The organism is Ochrobactrum sp. XJ1 (assembly GCF_024701725.1).
Lineage (GTDB): Bacteria > Pseudomonadota > Alphaproteobacteria > Rhizobiales > Rhizobiaceae > Brucella > Brucella anthropi.
On the sequence record NZ_VDGD01000007.1, the window covers coordinates 259822 to 277726 of the forward strand.

Genomic DNA, 17905 nt, shown 5'->3' on the forward strand with positions numbered 1-17905 from the left:
ATCAGGAAGCAGGAACGGACCGGAGCGCCTTGCGGCCCGCAACGGCGCCGCTTTTTTGCGGTTGAAAGCTCTGATAGGCCGCAATTGTCTGGAGAGCGATGCGTGGCCAGGTGTAGTTGGCCCGCACAAGTCTGGCACCAGCCACACCCATGCGTTTCGCGCGATCCGGGTCTTCCAGAATTTGCTCAAGCGCTGAAGCCACAGCCATCGGGTCGAGTGAACAGACCACACCGGCACCGGCTTCAGCGACTTCCGGAAAATGGCACGCATCGGTAATCGCAACCGGTACGCCGCAGGCCAGCGCCTCGGTTATGGCGACACTGAATCCTTCCTGACGGCTTGGCAGGCAAAAACAGGCCGATTGTTTCAGGGCGGCGATCTTCGCCGGACCATAGAGCCCGCCTGTCATGTGTACCCGCGTCTCAAGCCCGTATTGACGAATACGCTGCCGAAAATCTTCTTCCGCACCACCATCGGGACCCGCGACAACCAGATCCACATCAGGGAACAAGGTGGCAACACGACGAAAGGCATCGGCAAGTATATCAAGACCTTTCTTGTAGTGCAGCCGCGACAGAAAAAGTATGTAGGGCCGTTCCGGCAATCCGCGCACGGCAATATCCTTGTCGCCCTCGACTTCATTGAGGAAAATTCCGTTCGGGATAATCATCGAGGGTGATTTCAGGCCAAGCGGCCGCATCAGCTCGATTTCATCCGCATTCAGTGCGTGGATGAAGGCCGCACCGTCGAGCATACGACGAAAGCCGAGCATCATCGCGATCTTCTTCTTCCATGCGCTCTGTTGCATGCTCCACACGTCGAGCATACCGCAACAACATACGCAATATGGCACACGATAGCGGCGGCAAAGCATTGATGCCCGCAACAGATTGGTTTCCCATATGCCATGAAGATGCACAAAATCTGCCGAGCGCAGCAGCATCTCCATTGCTTTTGCTGCAGCCCCGCCGAACAAGGTTTCCCGCAGGTCAGGCATTGGCAGAAGCAGGGTGCGCACCTTGTCGAAACCGGGGATTGTGGCCGTGGCGCTGACGGCGCGACCGCTCACTTCATCATCGCTATAGCTTACGATTGTCACTTCATGACCGAGCGTTGCCTGCGCTGCTGCAAGCCGCACCACGACGGCTTGCGGGCCGCCCTTGGCAGGGTCGTAGGAACCGATGACGTGGACAATGTTCATGCCGCCTTCTCCCGAAAGATTGCTGAGGTCAACCGTTCGCCATAACGCGATAAAGTAAAATCAGCCGCGCGTTCGCGGGCGCTTTCGCCCATCCGTTCCAGCGCTGCCGGATTGCCTGCAAGTTCCCGCAGGATTTCCGTTGTCTCCATGACATCCCGGATAGGCACGATATAGCCGTCGATACCGTTGCGAACGACACTGCCCGTATTCTCCGTACAAATTACAGGCAGCCCAGCGGCCAGCGCTTCATAAACGGAAATCGCCGACCCTTCGCATAACGAAGGCAACAGAAAAACATCGGCCCACTCAAATTGCTTGCGCATCTCGCTGCGCGGAATGGGGCCTGTCAATTCGACCGAGGCGGCGAGCTTCTTCTGTGCTTCCGGCAACAGTTCCAGCGGGCCGACCATCCGGAATTCCACCTCTCCCGCCAGTAATCGGGAAACCCCGCCGACATAAGGTGAACCTTTGCGCAAGCCAACCGCGCCCACTGTCAGCACGCGCAATTTGCCTGGTGCCCGTGGTTTCCGTTCAACCTGGAAACGCGTATCGACACCTGTCGGAACCACCACGATTTTTTCGGGAGCACAACCTTCTTCAACCACATGACGGGCAACAAAAGGTGATGGACACACAACCACATCGGCCAGCTGCCATTCAGCTCGTTCACGCTCCGCGAAAGCCTCGGAATATCCATCGCTTTCGAGCGGCAATTGCCAACCCGGGTTCAACAATTCCTCTTCATAACCAAGCTGGTCGACGATGGCGCGCGGCGCGATCACCTGATCGACCGCTGTCCAGAGACCCATTTTTCGTGCAGCCGACAACAGTTCAACAGCTTCACCGCTGAAGGCATAGACACCACTTGCGCCGTGAAATCCGCTTTCGGCGACCAGCCTTCCGAAGGTTTCACCAGCCCATATTGCATTGGCAGTGGATTTCGGCCCGGTCTGGTTCGCCAGTCTGCGTACTGCGGAATGCAGTCCGAAGCCCGGAAAGGTTGTCATCTGTTGTTGGGGAATTCCCTGGGGCTTGCGTCCAATCAATCTCCGAACAGAGGATGGGAGTGCATTGGAAGGCAAGCTGTTGAGGAAACGTGGCCATCCCTGAAAAGCGCATATGTCCGTATAAAAATGTGCCAGCTTCTGATTATTCGCAAAAATCCGCGGGACTGCATAGTGCCGGCGGGCGCCCAACTGGCTGACAACGACCGACCCATCCATCATAATTCCCTCGGCTGGAACTGCCGGTCGAGAACCGGCATGGCCTGTGGCACCACCTTTTCCTCAAGCCGCGAAATGGCCGATTGCCAGACGGCTGCGCCATATTCACGCGAATAGGCCGTTTCCATCAGATAGCGGGCATTGTTGCCCATCGACATGCGTCCCACCGGCGAATGGCGCAAATGAAGGATCGCGTTGATCAACGCATCGACATCGCCCGGTCTCAGCGCCATACCGCACTGAAAATCGCGGACAATCGTGCCGATCTCGCCTTCCGTATCACCGATGAAGATTGTCGGACGGGCCGCCGCAAGGACGCCATAGAACTTGCTGGGCACGATACAATGTTCCAGCTCCGGCTTCAGCGAAACCAGATGCACATTGGCCGCGCCAAGGCTCTCGGAGAGCTTTTCCACGGGCTGGAATGGTTTCATCATCACATTGGTCAAGCCGCGTCGCTTGACTTCACTTTCGACGAAACCACGCTGCTGCCCCTCGCCGATCATCAAAAAGACGATGCTTTTCATATGCCGGAGCCGCTCCGCAGCATCAAGCACCGTCTTGAACTCGTGTGCGCGCCCGAAGTTGCCCGAGTAACCGATGACGAATTTTCGACCAAGCCCCCAGCCACGGCGCAAGGGGTTCTGCGACGGCTCCACCGGAACGATTTCGTTGCGGTCGGCCCAGTGGTGAACCACGCTCAGGCTTTCCGCCGGAATATCCCGCGTCGAAAGATAATGCGCCATGCGTTCTATCGGACAGATTGTCAGTGCAGACTGGCGCATCGACCAGTTGCGCAGGATCAGGGCGAGCTTACCGGAAACGGTATCGGACTTGATGAGGCCGAGTTCCATCGCCGTTTCTGGAAAAAGATCCATCACCCAGTTGACCAGCTTTGCCCGTCGCAGGCGAACAGGCAGCGCTGCCGAAACGGAAAGAAGCGGCGGATCGGTACAGACGACGCAGACATCGTCCTTGCGGGCATTGGATGCAAACCAGGCGGCCGCGGACAGATGAAAGGTTGCATAATCGACCGCGCGCCCGACAAGCTTGCCCCGACCAAAGCCCGAGGTCCATATGCGATGCACATCTATGCCGTCGATCGTATCACGCGCGGGCAACACGTCCTTCCGCTTGTCGTGATAGCTGCGGCTTGCCAGCACTGTCGTCTCGATGCCTTCACGCACAAGCGTATGGGCAAGGCTCGTCACCATCCGGCTCGTCGCCGACTGGTCCGGGTAGAAGTAACGATTGGCAAGCACCACACGCATGATTTCACGTCCTGTTGTTCGATCCCGTTGAAACGAGCATCGCAACTGCGCAGCAGATACCGCAAGAAACACAAAGGCATGGCATGCACCGACACCGGGCGAACTGCCTACCTCTTTGGGTGAAACCGGACATACCGGGCGCGCCTCAAGCCTCATCCGAAGAGGGATGTTCCGGCCCGCAATTGCCGTTTTGGAGCCGTTCTGCCCACGCAGGAAATCGCTAACATGGTTTCATTGCAGCTTTGGAAAGCTTTGGTCGGAGGGAAGCCCTTGCAAGAGAAAACAGCTCTCATCGTCGGTGTGACCGGACAGGACGGCGCTTATCTAAGCGAGCTTCTGCTCAAAAAAGGCTATCGCGTACATGGTCTGAAACGGCGGTCTTCCTCGTTCAACACTGCGCGTATCGATCATCTCTATCAGGACCCGCATGAGGAGGACATTCGCTTCCGCCTGCATTTCGGTGACCTGACCGATGCAACCAATCTGTGCCGTGTCATTCAGGAAGTGCGGCCCGACGAGATTTATAATCTCGGCGCGCAAAGCCATGTTCAGGTAAGCTTTGAAACGCCTGAATATACGGCCAATGCCGATGCGCTCGGCACGCTGCGTCTGCTCGAATCCATGCGTATTCTGGGTCTCGGCAAGACATGCCGTTTCTATCAGGCTTCCACGTCGGAACTCTTCGGTAACAGCTCGCCCCAGGCACAGAACGAACAGACGCCTTTTGCCCCGCGCAGTCCTTATGCGACAGCAAAGCTCTATGCCTACTGGACGACGGTAAACTACCGCGACGCCTATGGCTTCCATGCCTCCAACGGCATTTTGTTCAATCACGAAAGCCCGCTTCGCGGCGAAACCTTCGTTACCCGCAAGATCACCCGTGCTGTCGCGGCCATTGAACGCGGCCTGCAAGACAGGCTTCGGCTCGGCAATCTCGATGCCCGTCGCGACTGGGGGCATGCGCGTGATTATGTCGAGGGCATGTGGCGTATCCTGCAGGAAGACACCGCCGACGACTACGTGCTGGCGACCGGCGAAACGCATACGGTGCGCGAGTTTGTCGAACACGCCTTCAAGGCCGTCGACAAGGAGATCGAGTGGCACGGTAACGGCGTGGAAGAAATCGGCCGCGACCGAAAATCCGGCAATTGCCTGATAGAGATTGATCCCCGCTATTTCCGTCCGAACGAGGTCGACTTCCTGCTCGGCGATGCATCCAAGGCGAAAAATCGCCTCGGCTGGCAGCATACAACGGGCTTCGACAATCTTGTCACCGAAATGGTCGACTGGGATTTGCGCAACATCATGCGGGAGGTTGGACGCAATGACTTCTACGGCTGACATCACCCCCGCTCCGTTTTATTCACTCGAAGGCAAGAAGGTGTTCGTTGCCGGGCACAAAGGCATGGTCGGTTCGGCCATTCTGCGCCGCCTGCAAGGCACGGATTGCGACATCATCACTGCAGCGCACAGCGCACTCGATCTGACCCGGCAGGGACCGACGGAGAATTTCATCAGCGGTCGCAAGCCGGATGTCATCATCATCGCTGCCGCCCGCGTTGGGGGCATCCTTGCCAATTCGCAATATCCGGCAGATTTTCTCTATGACAATCTCGCCATCGGCATGAACCTCATCCGCGCCGCCCATCAGAACGGTGTCGAACGCCTGTTGTGGCTCGGATCAAGCTGCATCTATCCCCGCGACGCAGCGCAGCCTCTCACCGAGGATGCCCTGATGACAGGCCCGCTGGAAGCGACCAACGAAGCTTATGCCGTCGCCAAGATCGCAGGGCTTGAATATGCTCGGGCTTGCGCACGGCAATATGGCAATCACTTCATGACGGCGATGCCGACCAATCTTTACGGTCCAAACGACAATTTTGATCCCAACACCTCGCATGTCCTGCCGGCATTGATCCGCCGGATTCACGAGGCCAAGGTGCGAGGGACCGACCATGTGACGCTCTGGGGCACCGGCAAGCCCTTGCGGGAGTTCCTGCATGTGGATGATCTTGCCGATGCCTGCCTGCACATGCTGCGTTTCTATGAAGGCGTCGAGCCGATGAACATCGGGACGGGTGAAGAGATTTCGATCAAGGATCTGGCACTGACCGTTGCCCGCGTCGTCGGTTACGAAGGTCGCTTTGAACACGACCTCAGCAAACCGGACGGTACACCGCGCAAACTCCTCGACACGTCGCGGATGCGGGCGCTGGGCTGGAAGCCGCAAATTCGTCTGGAGGACGGCCTGCGTGAAGTCTATCGCGATTGGTTGGAGGAAGCCGCCGATCCTGTCGCCGCTTGAAGCCCCCGGAAAGCGGGACCCGCTTTTCCGATCAAGCGCGACGTTTTCTTCGACATTGTCGATCCTGGACAAGTCTCCTCGGCATCCCTCATGCCGGGGAGACGCGCAGCGTCGTCCCGAAGCACGAAGAGACGCCCCGCCTTCCTAAGTTTCCATTGAAGTGAAACTCTCAACCTATGACGGCGAGCCGCCGACCCTGCTCATATCCAGCTCGACGCGCAGGATGTCACCCGGTTTGATTTCCGTGCTTTCGTTGGCGACGATATCCTGAAAGCTGCCATTCACGATACGACTGATCGAGAACACCAGTTTCTGGCGCAGCGTGGCTGCGGAAATATTACCGGAAGACTTGGCGATCTCGGCCATAGCCTGGAGTTGTGTATTGCTGCGGCGCTCCATGCGGGCAATGTTGAGGTCAATATCCTGCAAATTGGTAGCCGCTTCGCTTTTGCGAATTTCTTCCAGATTGGCGATGCGCTGCTCCATGGCAAGCTGGTTCTGTCTCGCCCGTGCAAGAAACGAAGCAAGCTCCAGCGCGGCTCGCCGTGTGGCCGACAGATCACGCTCCATATCGCGCAGGTTGGATTTTGCGGCCAGGCCGCGATCCACCAGCGACTTGCTGGAATCCACATTCTCCTGCAACAGCCCGATTTCGGTGTCGTGCAGCTTGATACTCTGCTGCAGGGTCTGGATTTCATCGCCATAGCTCGCTGCTTGCGCTTCAAGCGCCCGACGCTCGGCTGCAAGATTGTTGCGGCGGACGTTGAACACTGTCTTTTCACCGTCCAGCATCTTCTGCGTCAGGGCCACGGTTTCCTTGTTCGCAGCCGCCTGATCCGGCAGAGTATAAGTAAAATCCGTGCCGTTCAGTTCCGCCTCGAAACGGGCCCGCCGGATTGCCATGGCAGTGATCTGCATCTGCAGGTCGACATATTCCTGCTGCGCGGAAATAAGCTGCATCCCGGCAGTCAGGGCTGGAGACTCCGCTTTTCCGGCTCCGCCACCCAGCGCCATGAGTTCAAGCACCACCATTCCGGGCCGGAACTGATATTTTCCCGGCGCCTTCACATCGCCAACGACAAATACCGGCGCATACTGATTGATCGTTGCTGTGACCGTCAGTCCCGGAATATGCTGGGATAGAGATCCCGCGATCTTCTCGCTGATCTCATTGGTAGTCAGCCCGGTGACGGAAATATTGCCCACGACCGGATAACCGATATTGCCGTCCACATCGACCGGGTAAAGCCCGGTGAGTGACGGTTGCCCATAAACGGTTACCTGCAGCACGTCATTTGCGCCAACCCGATAGGCTTGTCCGTCCGCAAGCGCTCCAAAAGTCCCGCCGACCAGAATGAGGCCCGAAAGCATAGTGGACCGAAGATGGGTACCAATGCGATTCTTGATGATCCTGTATGACATGGTTTGCCCTCACGCCTGTTCCTGTGCGCCATCCGCATCTGGTTTCCGGCGCCGCGCGAATATCGCGCTTATGCTCCGCCGTGCTTTCTGCAAGCCCAGTCCGCAAAGCACCACGGGGAGCACTATCCAGCTGCGATAAGACGAAGAATTATGGTTCACGACCGCCAGCGCGGGCTTGCGCCCGAACGACGCCATCGTCTGTATCAATGCATTGGTCGCAAGCTGGTCCTGTCGGTCGGACGGAACCACAAGAAGCGCCGTATCCGTCGCCCGCGACAGGAGAACCGAGCGCTTGTCTTCCATGACCGCCGGCAGATCGACGAGGATGATCTTGTGATCCGCGCGCAACTGGGCAATCAGCTCGGCCAGCCAGTCTCCGTCACGCATCTGCCTGTTCGGCTTGATGATATCGATCCCCGAACCGTGATCATGCACGAGCGTTGCACCGGAAAGCGGACGCCCTGTAGAAACAGCGCCGTAATCGCCATGCGGAAGCCCGAAGGCCTCCGACAGGCCCGACCGCTTGTTTGTCGCATCGATGACTGCAACCGTTAAGCCGGTCGCGGCGATCTGTTGCGCGAGCGCGGTGATCAACAGGGTCTTTCCCTCGCCATCGGACAGGGATACGACGGACAGCGCCAAGGAATCCCGGCCCCGTGTCAGTGCCCGCAGACGATCGTGCACGGATTTGATTGCACGACCGAACGGGCTTGCCGGATCGAGACCGCGATTGACGAGAAGCGGCACAGTCAGCTGCGGCGAAACCGGCAGCAACGTCGCAGCCGGAATGCCGGGCAGCATCAGAGATGCCGTCTGTGCGGGCCTGATCTTGTCGAATGTTTCCTTCAGCATGGTGCCTGCAAGTGAAACCAGTCCACCCAACCCCAGCCCCAGCAGCAGCCAGTTGGCGAGGTTCGGGCTGGCCTTGGCCATCGCCGGCTCCGCAGGCGAGATCATCTGCGCTTCGGGCGCGGCAATGCCGTCCTGTTCGATCAGCTGCTTGTAACGCGTGAGATAGCTTTCATAGACCGTGCGGCTGGCATTGGCCTCGCGGTCCAGCTGCCCGGCCCTGACTTGTGCCTGATTGGCTTCGGCAAGATCGGCTTCCGCATCTTTCAATGCGCCTTCCAGTCCGCTGCGCCGCTGACGCGCAATCTGGATTTCATTGCCAAGGCTCTTGATGATTTCGCCGACCTGGCTCGAAATCTGCTGCTTCAACGCTTCCTGTTCCGCCTTCAGCACAGGAATTTCAGCGCTCTTCAACGCGCCATTCGACTGCAATTCGCCAAGCTGGCGTTCGACGCGTGCTGCCTCATTGCGCAAGGTCTGGATCGCAGGCGAAGCCAGAACCTCGGCCAGTGCAGGCGCTTCATTGTTGTTCTTCAGCTCTGATGCCGTGCGCAATCGCGCTTCGGCGAGCGAAACTGCTCCCGTTGCGGCGACAATTTCATTGTTCAGCGCCGCGACGCGTTGGGCCTGAAAGCTGATCTGTCCCTGATCGCCCGCAAGCCGCGACTTCTGGCGGAACTCTTCCGCAGCACTTTCGGCACTTTCAAGATCGCTGCGCAAGGTACCAAGCTTTTCGCCCAGCCATTCGCTGATACGCCGCGTGGCCGATTGTTGCACGTCGATCTGATGATTGAGATAGGCCGTGGCAAAGGCATTGGCGACCTGGGCTGCATAAACCCGATCGGAAGCGCGATAAGAAATGAAGATCGTATAGGAACGGCCATCATTGGTGACCCGTAACCGCGAAAGAAGAAGGTCGATCTGCTGGCGTTCCCGCATGGCCGGATCGACATCGCGTGCGCTCTTCGCCTGCGATCCTGTATTCGAAGCAGACGACAACACCGTGCGCGAACGGAATTCCGTCGGCACGACAATGTTCTCCGCTTGCAGAATGTCGATGACCTTGCGCGCCATCATACGCGAATTGATGATATCGAGTTCGGAACGCAGAACCGGGCTGTCCTGCGGCAGTGGCGTGATCGCGCTTTCATTGGGAAGCGCCTGCAATCGCCGCATATCCAGCACCAGCACAGACTCCGACACATAACTGACTGGTGCTGTAAGATATCCTGCGAAGCCGACACCGATGCCTGCAAGCACCGGTACAATCAGCATCATCCTTCTACGTTTTATAGTGTCGAGCAGGTCAGCCACCGGCTGCCGCCCGTTTCCTGCTGAAACGTCGGAGATAATCACCAAAAGTCTCCTTCACGGAACAATTCTATCCGTCGGCCGGGCGGCTTCGCTGCCGCCAGTTGCGCCCTACTGCAAGTCGGAAAATGATGTTTCCGACGGGAACAGCTCGTTGATGATGCAAGCCACTTCGGTACGGTTGGACGCCTTCAGCTTCTTCATGATGTTGCGGATATGAACCTTGACCGTGCTTTCCCGCAGCTTCAGCTCATAGGCGATGATCTTGTTCGCCTTGCCCCGGCGCAGCGCATTGACCACTTCGGCCTGACGCTGGGTGAACATTCCGCCGAGAGGTTGCAGCCGCTGTGAGTTCGGATCGGTGGCGTGACGCAGAGCGAGCACACTGCTGGCTGGAACAAAGGTTCCGCCCGCCATGGCAAGCCGCAATGCTTCAACGCAGACATTCACATTCACCGATGTTGGAATATACCCCTTCACGCCATGGTCGAGCGCTTTGAGAACCTGCGAGATTTCTTCCTTGTCGGCCAGAAGAATGACCGGTGCCGGAGCGCAGTCAGTAACAATGCGATTGAGATAATTTCCGACAGCCGGGTCCGAAACCTTCTGGCCACCGATGTTGAAGAGCACGGCACCTGCGGTGCGGCCCTTGCGCTGATGTTGCCACTGCTCGAACGAGCTGAATGTGGCGATCGACATTTCGATGCTGTGGTTTGTCAGTCCATGTGCGAGGCATTCGCGATCCAACGCACGGTTGTCTATGATGACCAGTAGCGGCAACATGCTGTCGTTAGGCTGTTCAGGTTTAAAAGAACTATCTTTTGACGCCCCTAAGCCACTATTCTTTAATTCACTCGTCCTGCTACTGAATTGTGGAGAAATGTTCATCTGTTCGCCCTCTAATCCGACTTATGCGCACGACCCCATTGTTTGCACATCACAATCACGGAAGCGCATCGGTTACCTGTTTTATTTTTCTTCTTGAGATCTAGACAAAACCCCGGAAGCAATTCTTGTTTTTGTTCTTATTTTGATGAAAAGACTGCCTGAAAATTCTTTGAGTGTCATTAACCTAGATTAAGGGTTTCGGCAAAATATGGTTTAGACAAAGCGCGGATATATACCCAATTAGTGGTAGAAATTACTACCTTGCCAAAACAAATGGCCTCGCTGAAACTCTTTAGATACCTGGCCTCCTTGGAAGAGCCGGGGGAAACGAACCGTGGGGGGCGCTCGACTTAAAACTTATATGCACTCATGCTGGGCGAAACGGCAGGTAGGCTCTATGGTGGTAAATGCCGACGAAGCAAAAACGCTGCGCCATTTTCTGGAAAGCGCGCCTATCAGTGCGGTTTTCAATGAAAGCGACCTGAGCGTTCTTAGCGCCCTGCCCATATCCTCAAAAAACTATGCCCCGCACACCGTGGTGAGCAGCCAGGGAGACTGGGCCAATTCGGTTCACATAATAAAGAGTGGTTGGGGCTGCATCTATCGCGATCTTCCCGATGGTGATCGCCAGATTCTGGACTTTCCCATGAAAGGAGATTTTCTGGGTTTCCGAACCGGGCTCGGCTTCAACTATTATACCCTGATTTCGGTTACCGAGCTTTCTGTCCTCGAAATCTCCCTGGATCATCTCACCGAAAGCCTTCTCAACTCCCCTCGTCTTGCCATGACATTCATGGAACTGATGGCGCGTCAGCGTGCCATTCTGATTGAGCATCTCATCAGCATAGGCCGCCGAAGTGCACTTGTGCGTATCGCGCATCTCCTGCTCGAACTGGGGCACAGGGCGCGGATCAACGGAACGGGCGATGAAAACAGCTTTTTCTGTCCGCTGACACAAAGCGAGCTGGCCGATGCGCTGGGGCTTACGCCGATCCATATCAACCGGATGCTGCGTGAACTTCGTGAGGACGATCTTCTCGTCTTCCGCAACAATGAGGTCGAATTTCTGAACCGGTCAGCTCTCGTCCATATTTCAAGCTTCGATGAGCACTATCTGACCATGGAAATTTTCCCGCGCGTAAGGATCAGCCGGTGAGCGACACGCAAAATCACGGATTATTCCAGCAGGAAACTATCGTTGATAAGTCATCAAAACTCGCATACTAAAAATATTATTCATATATAAATTATACCTCAACTTACACACAGAACCAAAGATTAAAGCAGCTGTCATCGCACCGGATATATCGCTAAAGCCTCAAATACGTCGCCACATATTCATATATGCGCTATATATTTATCAGAGAATTGTGACTAGTTTCCGCTTCACCATCGTGCCCGGAGGGGCAGCATTGAGGAGGAGGCTCAACGATGCAAGACAATCTCGTCGATTCCGCCGTTGGCAAGGCGACTAAGCGACTTCTGCCATTTCTGGCAATCATGCTGATCCTGGCCTTTCTGGACCGCGCCAATATCGGTTTCGCCAAGTCCGAGTTTCAGGCTGACACGGGCTTAAGTGATGCTGCCTATGCATTCGGAGCCGGCATATTCTTTATCGGATATGCGCTTTTTGAAGTTCCCAGCAACATCATCATGCACAAGGTCGGCGCACGCCTCTGGCTGAGCCGAATCATGATTTCGTGGGGTATCGTCTCCGCCGCCATGATGTTCGCTCATACGGAAGGCGTCTTCTACACGCTGCGTTTTCTGCTCGGCGTTTGCGAGGCCGGTTTCTATCCGGGCGTCCTGCTTTATCTGACCTATTGGTTCCCCGCGAAGCAGCGCGCACGCGCGACCGGTATCTTCTATCTTGGCGTTCCGCTGGCGCTCGTCCTGGGAAGCCCGCTTTCCGGCTGGTTGCTGACCCATCACGGTATTTTTGGCCTCACCAACTGGCAATGGATGTTCGTGGTCGAAGGGCTTGGCGCATCACTGGTCGGGATCATTGCCCTTTTCTACCTGACGGATCGCCCCGAAAAAGCGCGCTGGCTCTCGGTCGAGGAGCGCGATGCCCTCACACGGGTTATCGCCGCGGAAGAAGCCGCAAAAGAAACACAGGCCCAGCATTCAGCCATGTCGGTACTGAAAGACCGCCGCGTCTGGGCTTTCATTGGCATCTACTTCTTTCTGCAGATCGGCACCGCGCCTTTGACCTTCTATTTCCCATCGCGCTTCGCACAGGCAGCATCGAATGGGCAGATGAATCTTCTTGTCGGCTCGCTTCTCGCCCTTCCCTGGCTGTGCTCGGTCATCGCAACCCGTTATTTCACGGTTCTGGCCGACCAGACCAATCAGCATCGGCTTGTCTGCATGGGCATGGTCATCGCTGGAACAGTGGCGCTCGCCGTCATCGGGCTTACCGGCAACCCATGGCTGATGCTTCTTGCGGCCTGCATTGCCGTGCCGGGCCTCACAGCTTCGCAACCTGTATTCTGGAGCCTGCCTACCCGTTATCTGGGTGGGATCGGTGCGGCCAGCGGCATCGCCTTCATTGTTTCCATCGGTAATCTCGGTGCATTCTTCGCGCCGCAAATCAAGAATTGGGCCGATGTCGCAGTGGGCAATCATGATGCTGGTTTCTACACGCTTGCGGCCCTTTGCGGCATCGCTGTTCTGCTTCTCGCAGGTGCCCGCAAGGCCGCTCCTGCAGAGCGAGTGGTCACTGCCAAATAAGGTTCATCTTCGCGAAATTATTGAAACAGAACCCTCGCTCCGGCGGGGGTTTTTCTGTTCCAAATATGTGAAGTCACTCTATATTCAGCGATCGAAATCAACCTTCGAAAGGACTGCACAATGAGGATAAGCGCCCGCAATCGACTAAAGGGAACAATCGTCGAAGTCACCAAAGGGGCAACCACATCCCATGTCCGGATCGATATCGGCAATGGTGTGATCGTTACCTCGTCCATCACCAATGAGGCTGTCGACGAGCTTGGCCTGAAGGCCGGCGCCGCCGCTTATGCCGTGGTGAAGGCATCCGACGTGATGATCGCAGTTGACTGAACTCTGCAATTGAAGCGTTTGTTGCGTGTGAAGAAAATTTTCTTCGCACGCAACCTCCCTTCTTCAACAGTTCGTCACTTGCGACGGGCTGGAATAGTTGCTCCCTTCGTCCTAGATTCAGGGCACATATCAAGGGAGCGCATATCATGACCTACAGCAAGAACCCCGAAGCGATTGCGAAGCTCACGCCGGAGCAATATCGCGTCACGCAGGAAAGCGGCACCGAGCGCCCCGGGACCGGTGAATATCTCTACAACAAAGAGCCGGGAATTTACGTCGATATCGTTTCGGGCGAGCCGCTCTTCGCCTCGGCCGACAAATATGAGTCCCATTGCGGATGGCCCAGCTTCACCAAGCCGATCGAACCCGCCAATGTTGCCGAACTGAACGATATCTCGCATGGCATGGTACGGACCGAAGTGCGCTCGGCACATGGCGACAGTCATCTGGGCCATGTCTTCCCGGATGGGCCGGTTGATCGCGGCGGCCTTCGCTATTGCATCAATTCGGCCTCACTCCGTTTCGTTCCAAAAGACCGGATGGAAGCGGAGGGATATGGTCAGTATCTCGATCAGGTCGAAGATATCGGTTGATTTCTATGTCAGGCCCGGACCCGTTTCGGGCCTGAATGCTCTCCAAAGATAGAGGCGACCTTGCCAGACGAAACAAAGAATTCCGTTCGGATTTTAAACCCTGACAATGTCGCACCGCCTATAGCGGCCTATTCACATCTGGCAGTCATTCCGTCCGGCACGGAACTTCTGGTTATTGCAGGCCAGGTCGGCATGGACTTGAGCCGTACAGTTCCCGAAGAGCCGGAAAAGCAATATGAGCTGGCTCTGCGCAACATTGTCGGCATCCTCGACAGTCAGGGCCTCACACCGGCCAGTCTGGTGAAGCTGAACATCTTCCTCGTGGACCGGCTCGACCCGGAACGCGCCAAAAAAATCCGCGCTGAGTTGCTGGGTGACAGCCTTCCACCGACCACGCTCGTTTATGTCGCCGGACTGGCACGGCCTGAGTTGAAGGTCGAAATCGAGGGCATGGCCGCGCGAAGTATTTGAAATAAAATGCCTGCGATATGAAAATAATTTGCATACAAATTAATTGATCCACAGGCATTACATCGGGCCATGAAGTAAGACTTCTTTCTGTCGCAATGATCACTAATCTGATCCAGCGCACCGCTTCGGCGGAATCAGGCAAATGCGCAGCCTCGGTATGATTATGCTATCACCACACATACCGAGGCTTTCCGGGGCTTTTGGCCGTTTCATGTCCATTACGCCGCCCCATTCCAGATAATTCTTCACTCTGTTAGGTAAATCAACCGACACAATGGTTGCAGCCACAGCATGATTTCCATTGCAAATAGCGAAAAACTATATTCAATATACTGTCTTACTATTAAAGGACGACCGATTTCGATAACGCAACATTTTGGGAGGCAGCTTGGACAGCGCAGTTGGGGCCTACCGGATTTATTCTGAAAAGGAGTGCTCGGACGCACCTGCACTCGACTGGCCCTATGTTTGCGCACTGCACCTGCTCCGAGAGCCCTTCGAGAACGCGATTTCGGAGTTTCTCGCCTTCGTGGGCAATGCATCGCGGGCTGATCGCGCCTGGATGATTGAGTATTCGCCTGATCTGCTGCGGTTTTGTAACACGCATGAATGGTGCAAAGGCGATACAACCGCCTATATTTCCGAACTTCAGGAAACCCCAACCACGCTGATTGGCTGGCTGCACCGCTATCTGACCGAAGGACAGGCCGTCGCCGTCCACGATGTCAGGGGGCTGCCGCGCACCGCGCGCGCCATCCAGGCTGAATTCCTGCGTCAGGGCAATCAAAGCATACTCAGCATACCGGTTTTTCATCAGCGTCGGCTGCGAGGGATCGTCGGTTTCGATACGACCGTGGAAGCCAGACACTGGTCGCGCGCAGAAATCAAAGCCATGTTCCAATGTGCGTGCCTGATCGCACAGGCGAAATATTCGACCTCCGATGAGGAAGCGGTGTCAGACGAAGAGCCCGACCCGACATCAGTAATCTATGTCAGCAAACGCGGAGTAATGCGCGGAGTGTCCCCGGAGGAAATCATCGGGGTGCGCTCGGCTGGCAATTACAGCGAGATATGGCTTGGCGATGGTTCCTCCGTTCTTGATTCCAGACCGCTTGGCATATGGGCAGGCATTCTTCCCGCTAGCGTCTTCTTTCGCATTCACCGCACGACGTTCATAAACGTGCTGCATGTATCGGACTTGGACAGAAGTACCATCGACAAATGGCTGGTCAGGATGCGCGGCATCGATCAGTCGTGGCCAGTCTCGCGATCCTATCGAAAAGCGTTGCGGGAGCGTCTGGGCTTCTAGCCTTTGTTTCGCCTTGTTTTCGTCCGCCCGTCGCCACAAAATTTGATGCAAAATAAGCAGGTTTTGCTCCAAGAAATGCCGCTTCAGCGCCGAACGGACACAAATCCCGAACTTGCCTTAATTTGAAATCGGCGCTTGGTGCATAATCCGATCGAAGTGAAAAGAGGATCGGTAAGATTATGCTTTGGGAAGAAAGGTTTAGAGCACCGATCTGATTGAATCAGATCGGTGCTCTAAGACAGGTCCAGATGTGCCTTGAGCGGCATGTCGTCATGAACCGGAACAGTCTGCCTTTCGATCATGCGATGGACGAGCGGCGGCTTGTCCCCCTTGTGCAAAGAAAGGAGCCGTTCCGACACTTCGGCATCGGCCTGGGTGCGACGCTGGTTATGGCGGACATACTCGACCCAGGTTGGCACGTGATAACTTTCCGTCCAGGTTTCCGGGTTCTCCAGATCACGCAGCAGCACCCATTGCCGGGCACCGTCGCGGATGCGCATACGGCGGCGCAAAGCCATGGCGGAAAGGAAGGCTGGAACATCTTCCTGTGCGATCTTATAGTCGACCATGATCATGATCGGACCGCTGCGCGAACGCAAATCCAGCCGAAGCTGCGGCTCGCTGAAACGGTTGAGCGGATCGAGATTGAGGTCTTCAAATTCAGGCTGCGGCAGGAGCAGACCGATCAGCGCGCCGAACATCAGCACCACGGCAGCAGCCAGAAGCGCGCCTGGCACGCCATATTCATCTGCGACAGAGCCCCAGAGCCAGCTACCTGCCGCCATCCCGCCGAAAGTCGCCGTCTGATAGAGCGCCAGAGCACGCCCCACCACCCAGCGCGGCGTGGAAAGCTGCACGGTGACGTTGAACAGCGACAGTGCCAGAACCCACGAAACACCGGCAGGCAGCAGGAAAATGCAGCTCAGCCACATATTCCGGCTGATCGACAGCAAGGCACAACTGATCGCAAAGGCCACGAAAGCACCGCGCACCAACCATTCATTGCCGAGAAGTTCGCGAAGCCGGGCACTGAGCAAGGCGCCGCCAATGGCGCCAAGCCCGAAAAAGCCCAGCATGATACCGTAGGTGAGCGCTGTTCCGTGGACGAGATCGCGCGCGACGAGCGGCAAAAGCGCCAGAATGACAATCGCGGACAGGCCGAACAGAAACCCCCGGAACATCACCTTGAGCAGGTTCGGCGACATGGCGACATAACGCAGCCCTGCCACCATGGCCGGTCCCAGCGTTTCGCGCGGCAGGGTGGATTTGACCGTTTCCGGCTTCCACTGCCATAGCGCCAGAATAAGCGCACAATAGCTGAACGCATTGAAAATGAAGGCAAAAGCAGCACCCGCTGCCGCAACGATGATGCCGCCGATGGCAGGACCAATGCTGCGCATGAGATTGAAGCTCATGCTGTTGAGCGCTACAGCTGCGGGCAGATTGGTGCGGGGCACGATGTCCCCCATCGACGCCTGCCATGACGGGTTGTGCAAGGCCCCGCCGCAGCCGATCAGGAATGTGAAGCTGAGCAGCATCCATGGTGTGAGAATGCCAAGATAGGCAAAAACCGCCAGTGCAACCGAAACAATCAGTAGTAAAACCTGCGCGGTGAGCATGATGCGGCGGCGGTCGAAATTATCGGCCAAGGCGCCTGCAGCAACTGAAAAGATCATCACGGGCAGAGTTGTCGAAGCCTGCACCAGTGCAACCATATCGTCCGAATGGGCGATGGTTGCCATCATCCAGCCAGCACCGACCGTCTGCACCAGACCGCCGAGGTTGGAAACCAATGTAGCTGACCAGAGCGCCCGAAATGTTTTGTATTGGAAAGGCGCCAGGGGGGAAATTCTCTGCGGCACCGGACGACCTCCCGTTCCATCTGCCTAATAGAGCGGATACGTGAATCTCTCCCAAGGGACAAGGGGTTAAAACCAAAACCGGCGCAGAACTTCTCCTCCAGTGAGACTTCCAAACGGTTTTTCTCCCCCGATTGACT

At 56.4% G+C, this 17905-nt stretch carries 15 protein-coding genes; 8 read left to right on the forward strand and 7 right to left on the reverse strand.

Going from position 1 to position 17905, the window contains the following annotated elements; translation table 11 throughout:
* Position 1: 1 nt before the first annotated feature.
* The 3 genes from FG152_RS14725 to FG152_RS14735 are packed head-to-tail and all read right to left on the reverse strand — an operon-like array spanning position 2 to position 3695.
* The gene (locus tag FG152_RS14725; RefSeq protein WP_010658573.1) at positions 2-1201 is read right to left on the reverse strand and encodes a glycosyltransferase; all 1200 of its coding nucleotides are present in this window, start codon (positions 1199-1201) and stop codon (positions 2-4) included.
* On the reverse strand, positions 1198-2424 hold the full coding sequence (locus FG152_RS14730; RefSeq protein WP_010658572.1) for a glycosyltransferase family 4 protein: 1227 nt from the start codon (positions 2422-2424) through the stop codon (positions 1198-1200). The genes FG152_RS14725 and FG152_RS14730 overlap by 4 nt, the downstream gene beginning before the upstream one ends.
* Entirely contained in the window at positions 2424-3695 is a 1272-nt protein-coding gene (locus tag FG152_RS14735; RefSeq protein WP_010658571.1) for a glycosyltransferase family 4 protein, read from the reverse strand. The genes FG152_RS14730 and FG152_RS14735 overlap by 1 nt, the downstream gene beginning before the upstream one ends.
* 270 nt (positions 3696-3965) lie before the next feature.
* Between FG152_RS14735 and gmd the strand changes: the two genes are divergently transcribed.
* On the forward strand, positions 3966-5036 hold the full coding sequence (gene gmd, locus FG152_RS14740) for a GDP-mannose 4,6-dehydratase (protein ID WP_010658570.1): 1071 nt from the start codon (positions 3966-3968) through the stop codon (positions 5034-5036).
* Positions 5020-6000 carry a GDP-L-fucose synthase family protein gene (locus FG152_RS14745; RefSeq protein ID WP_010658569.1) on the forward strand — a complete coding sequence of 327 codons (981 nt, stop codon included), beginning with the start codon at positions 5020-5022 and terminating at the stop codon, positions 5998-6000. Before gmd ends, FG152_RS14745 begins: the two co-directional genes overlap by 17 nt.
* A 174-nt stretch (positions 6001-6174) precedes the next feature.
* On the opposite strand, the gene FG152_RS14750 is transcribed toward FG152_RS14745, so the two are convergent.
* The 3 genes from FG152_RS14750 to FG152_RS14760 form a co-directional block, all read right to left on the reverse strand.
* Complete coding sequence (locus FG152_RS14750) at positions 6175-7422, reverse strand: polysaccharide biosynthesis/export family protein (protein ID WP_010658568.1); 1248 nt, start codon at positions 7420-7422, stop codon at positions 6175-6177.
* A 9-nt stretch (positions 7423-7431) separates the two neighbouring features.
* On the reverse strand, positions 7432-9627 hold the full coding sequence (locus FG152_RS14755; RefSeq protein ID WP_010658567.1) for a GumC family protein: 2196 nt from the start codon (positions 9625-9627) through the stop codon (positions 7432-7434).
* A gap of 66 nt (positions 9628-9693) precedes the next feature.
* Positions 9694-10365, reverse strand: a complete 672-nt coding sequence (locus tag FG152_RS14760; RefSeq protein ID WP_010658566.1) for a response regulator transcription factor — start codon at positions 10363-10365, stop codon at positions 9694-9696.
* Positions 10366-10867: 502 nt separating this feature from the next.
* Between FG152_RS14760 and FG152_RS14765 the strand changes: the two genes are divergently transcribed.
* The 6 genes from FG152_RS14765 to FG152_RS14790 all read left to right on the forward strand — a co-directional run bounded on the left by FG152_RS14765 (position 10868) and on the right by FG152_RS14790 (position 15906).
* Positions 10868-11626 (forward strand): Crp/Fnr family transcriptional regulator, encoded by a 759-nt coding sequence (locus FG152_RS14765; RefSeq protein WP_010658565.1) that lies wholly within the window; start codon positions 10868-10870, stop codon positions 11624-11626.
* Positions 11627-11901: 275 nt separating this feature from the next.
* Complete coding sequence (locus FG152_RS14770; protein WP_010658564.1) at positions 11902-13203, forward strand: MFS transporter; 1302 nt, start codon at positions 11902-11904, stop codon at positions 13201-13203.
* Between the two features lie 120 nt (positions 13204-13323).
* Positions 13324-13533 (forward strand): TOBE domain-containing protein, encoded by a 210-nt coding sequence (locus FG152_RS14775; protein WP_010658563.1) that lies wholly within the window; start codon positions 13324-13326, stop codon positions 13531-13533.
* A 146-nt stretch (positions 13534-13679) separates the two neighbouring features.
* Positions 13680-14126 (forward strand): peptide-methionine (R)-S-oxide reductase MsrB, encoded by a 447-nt coding sequence (msrB, locus tag FG152_RS14780; protein ID WP_010658562.1) that lies wholly within the window; start codon positions 13680-13682, stop codon positions 14124-14126.
* 60 nt (positions 14127-14186) lie between these two features.
* Positions 14187-14597, forward strand: a complete 411-nt coding sequence (locus FG152_RS14785; RefSeq protein ID WP_010658561.1) for a RidA family protein — start codon at positions 14187-14189, stop codon at positions 14595-14597.
* A 388-nt stretch (positions 14598-14985) separates the two neighbouring features.
* Positions 14986-15906: a LytTR family transcriptional regulator DNA-binding domain-containing protein gene (locus FG152_RS14790; protein ID WP_010658560.1), complete on the forward strand. Its 921-nt coding sequence runs from the start codon at positions 14986-14988 to the stop codon at positions 15904-15906.
* Positions 15907-16139: 233 nt separating this feature from the next.
* Here FG152_RS14790 and FG152_RS14795 read toward each other — a convergent pair whose 3' ends face one another.
* Positions 16140-17768: an MFS transporter gene (locus tag FG152_RS14795; RefSeq protein WP_010658559.1), complete on the reverse strand. Its 1629-nt coding sequence runs from the start codon at positions 17766-17768 to the stop codon at positions 16140-16142.
* Positions 17769-17905: the final 137 nt, after the last annotated feature.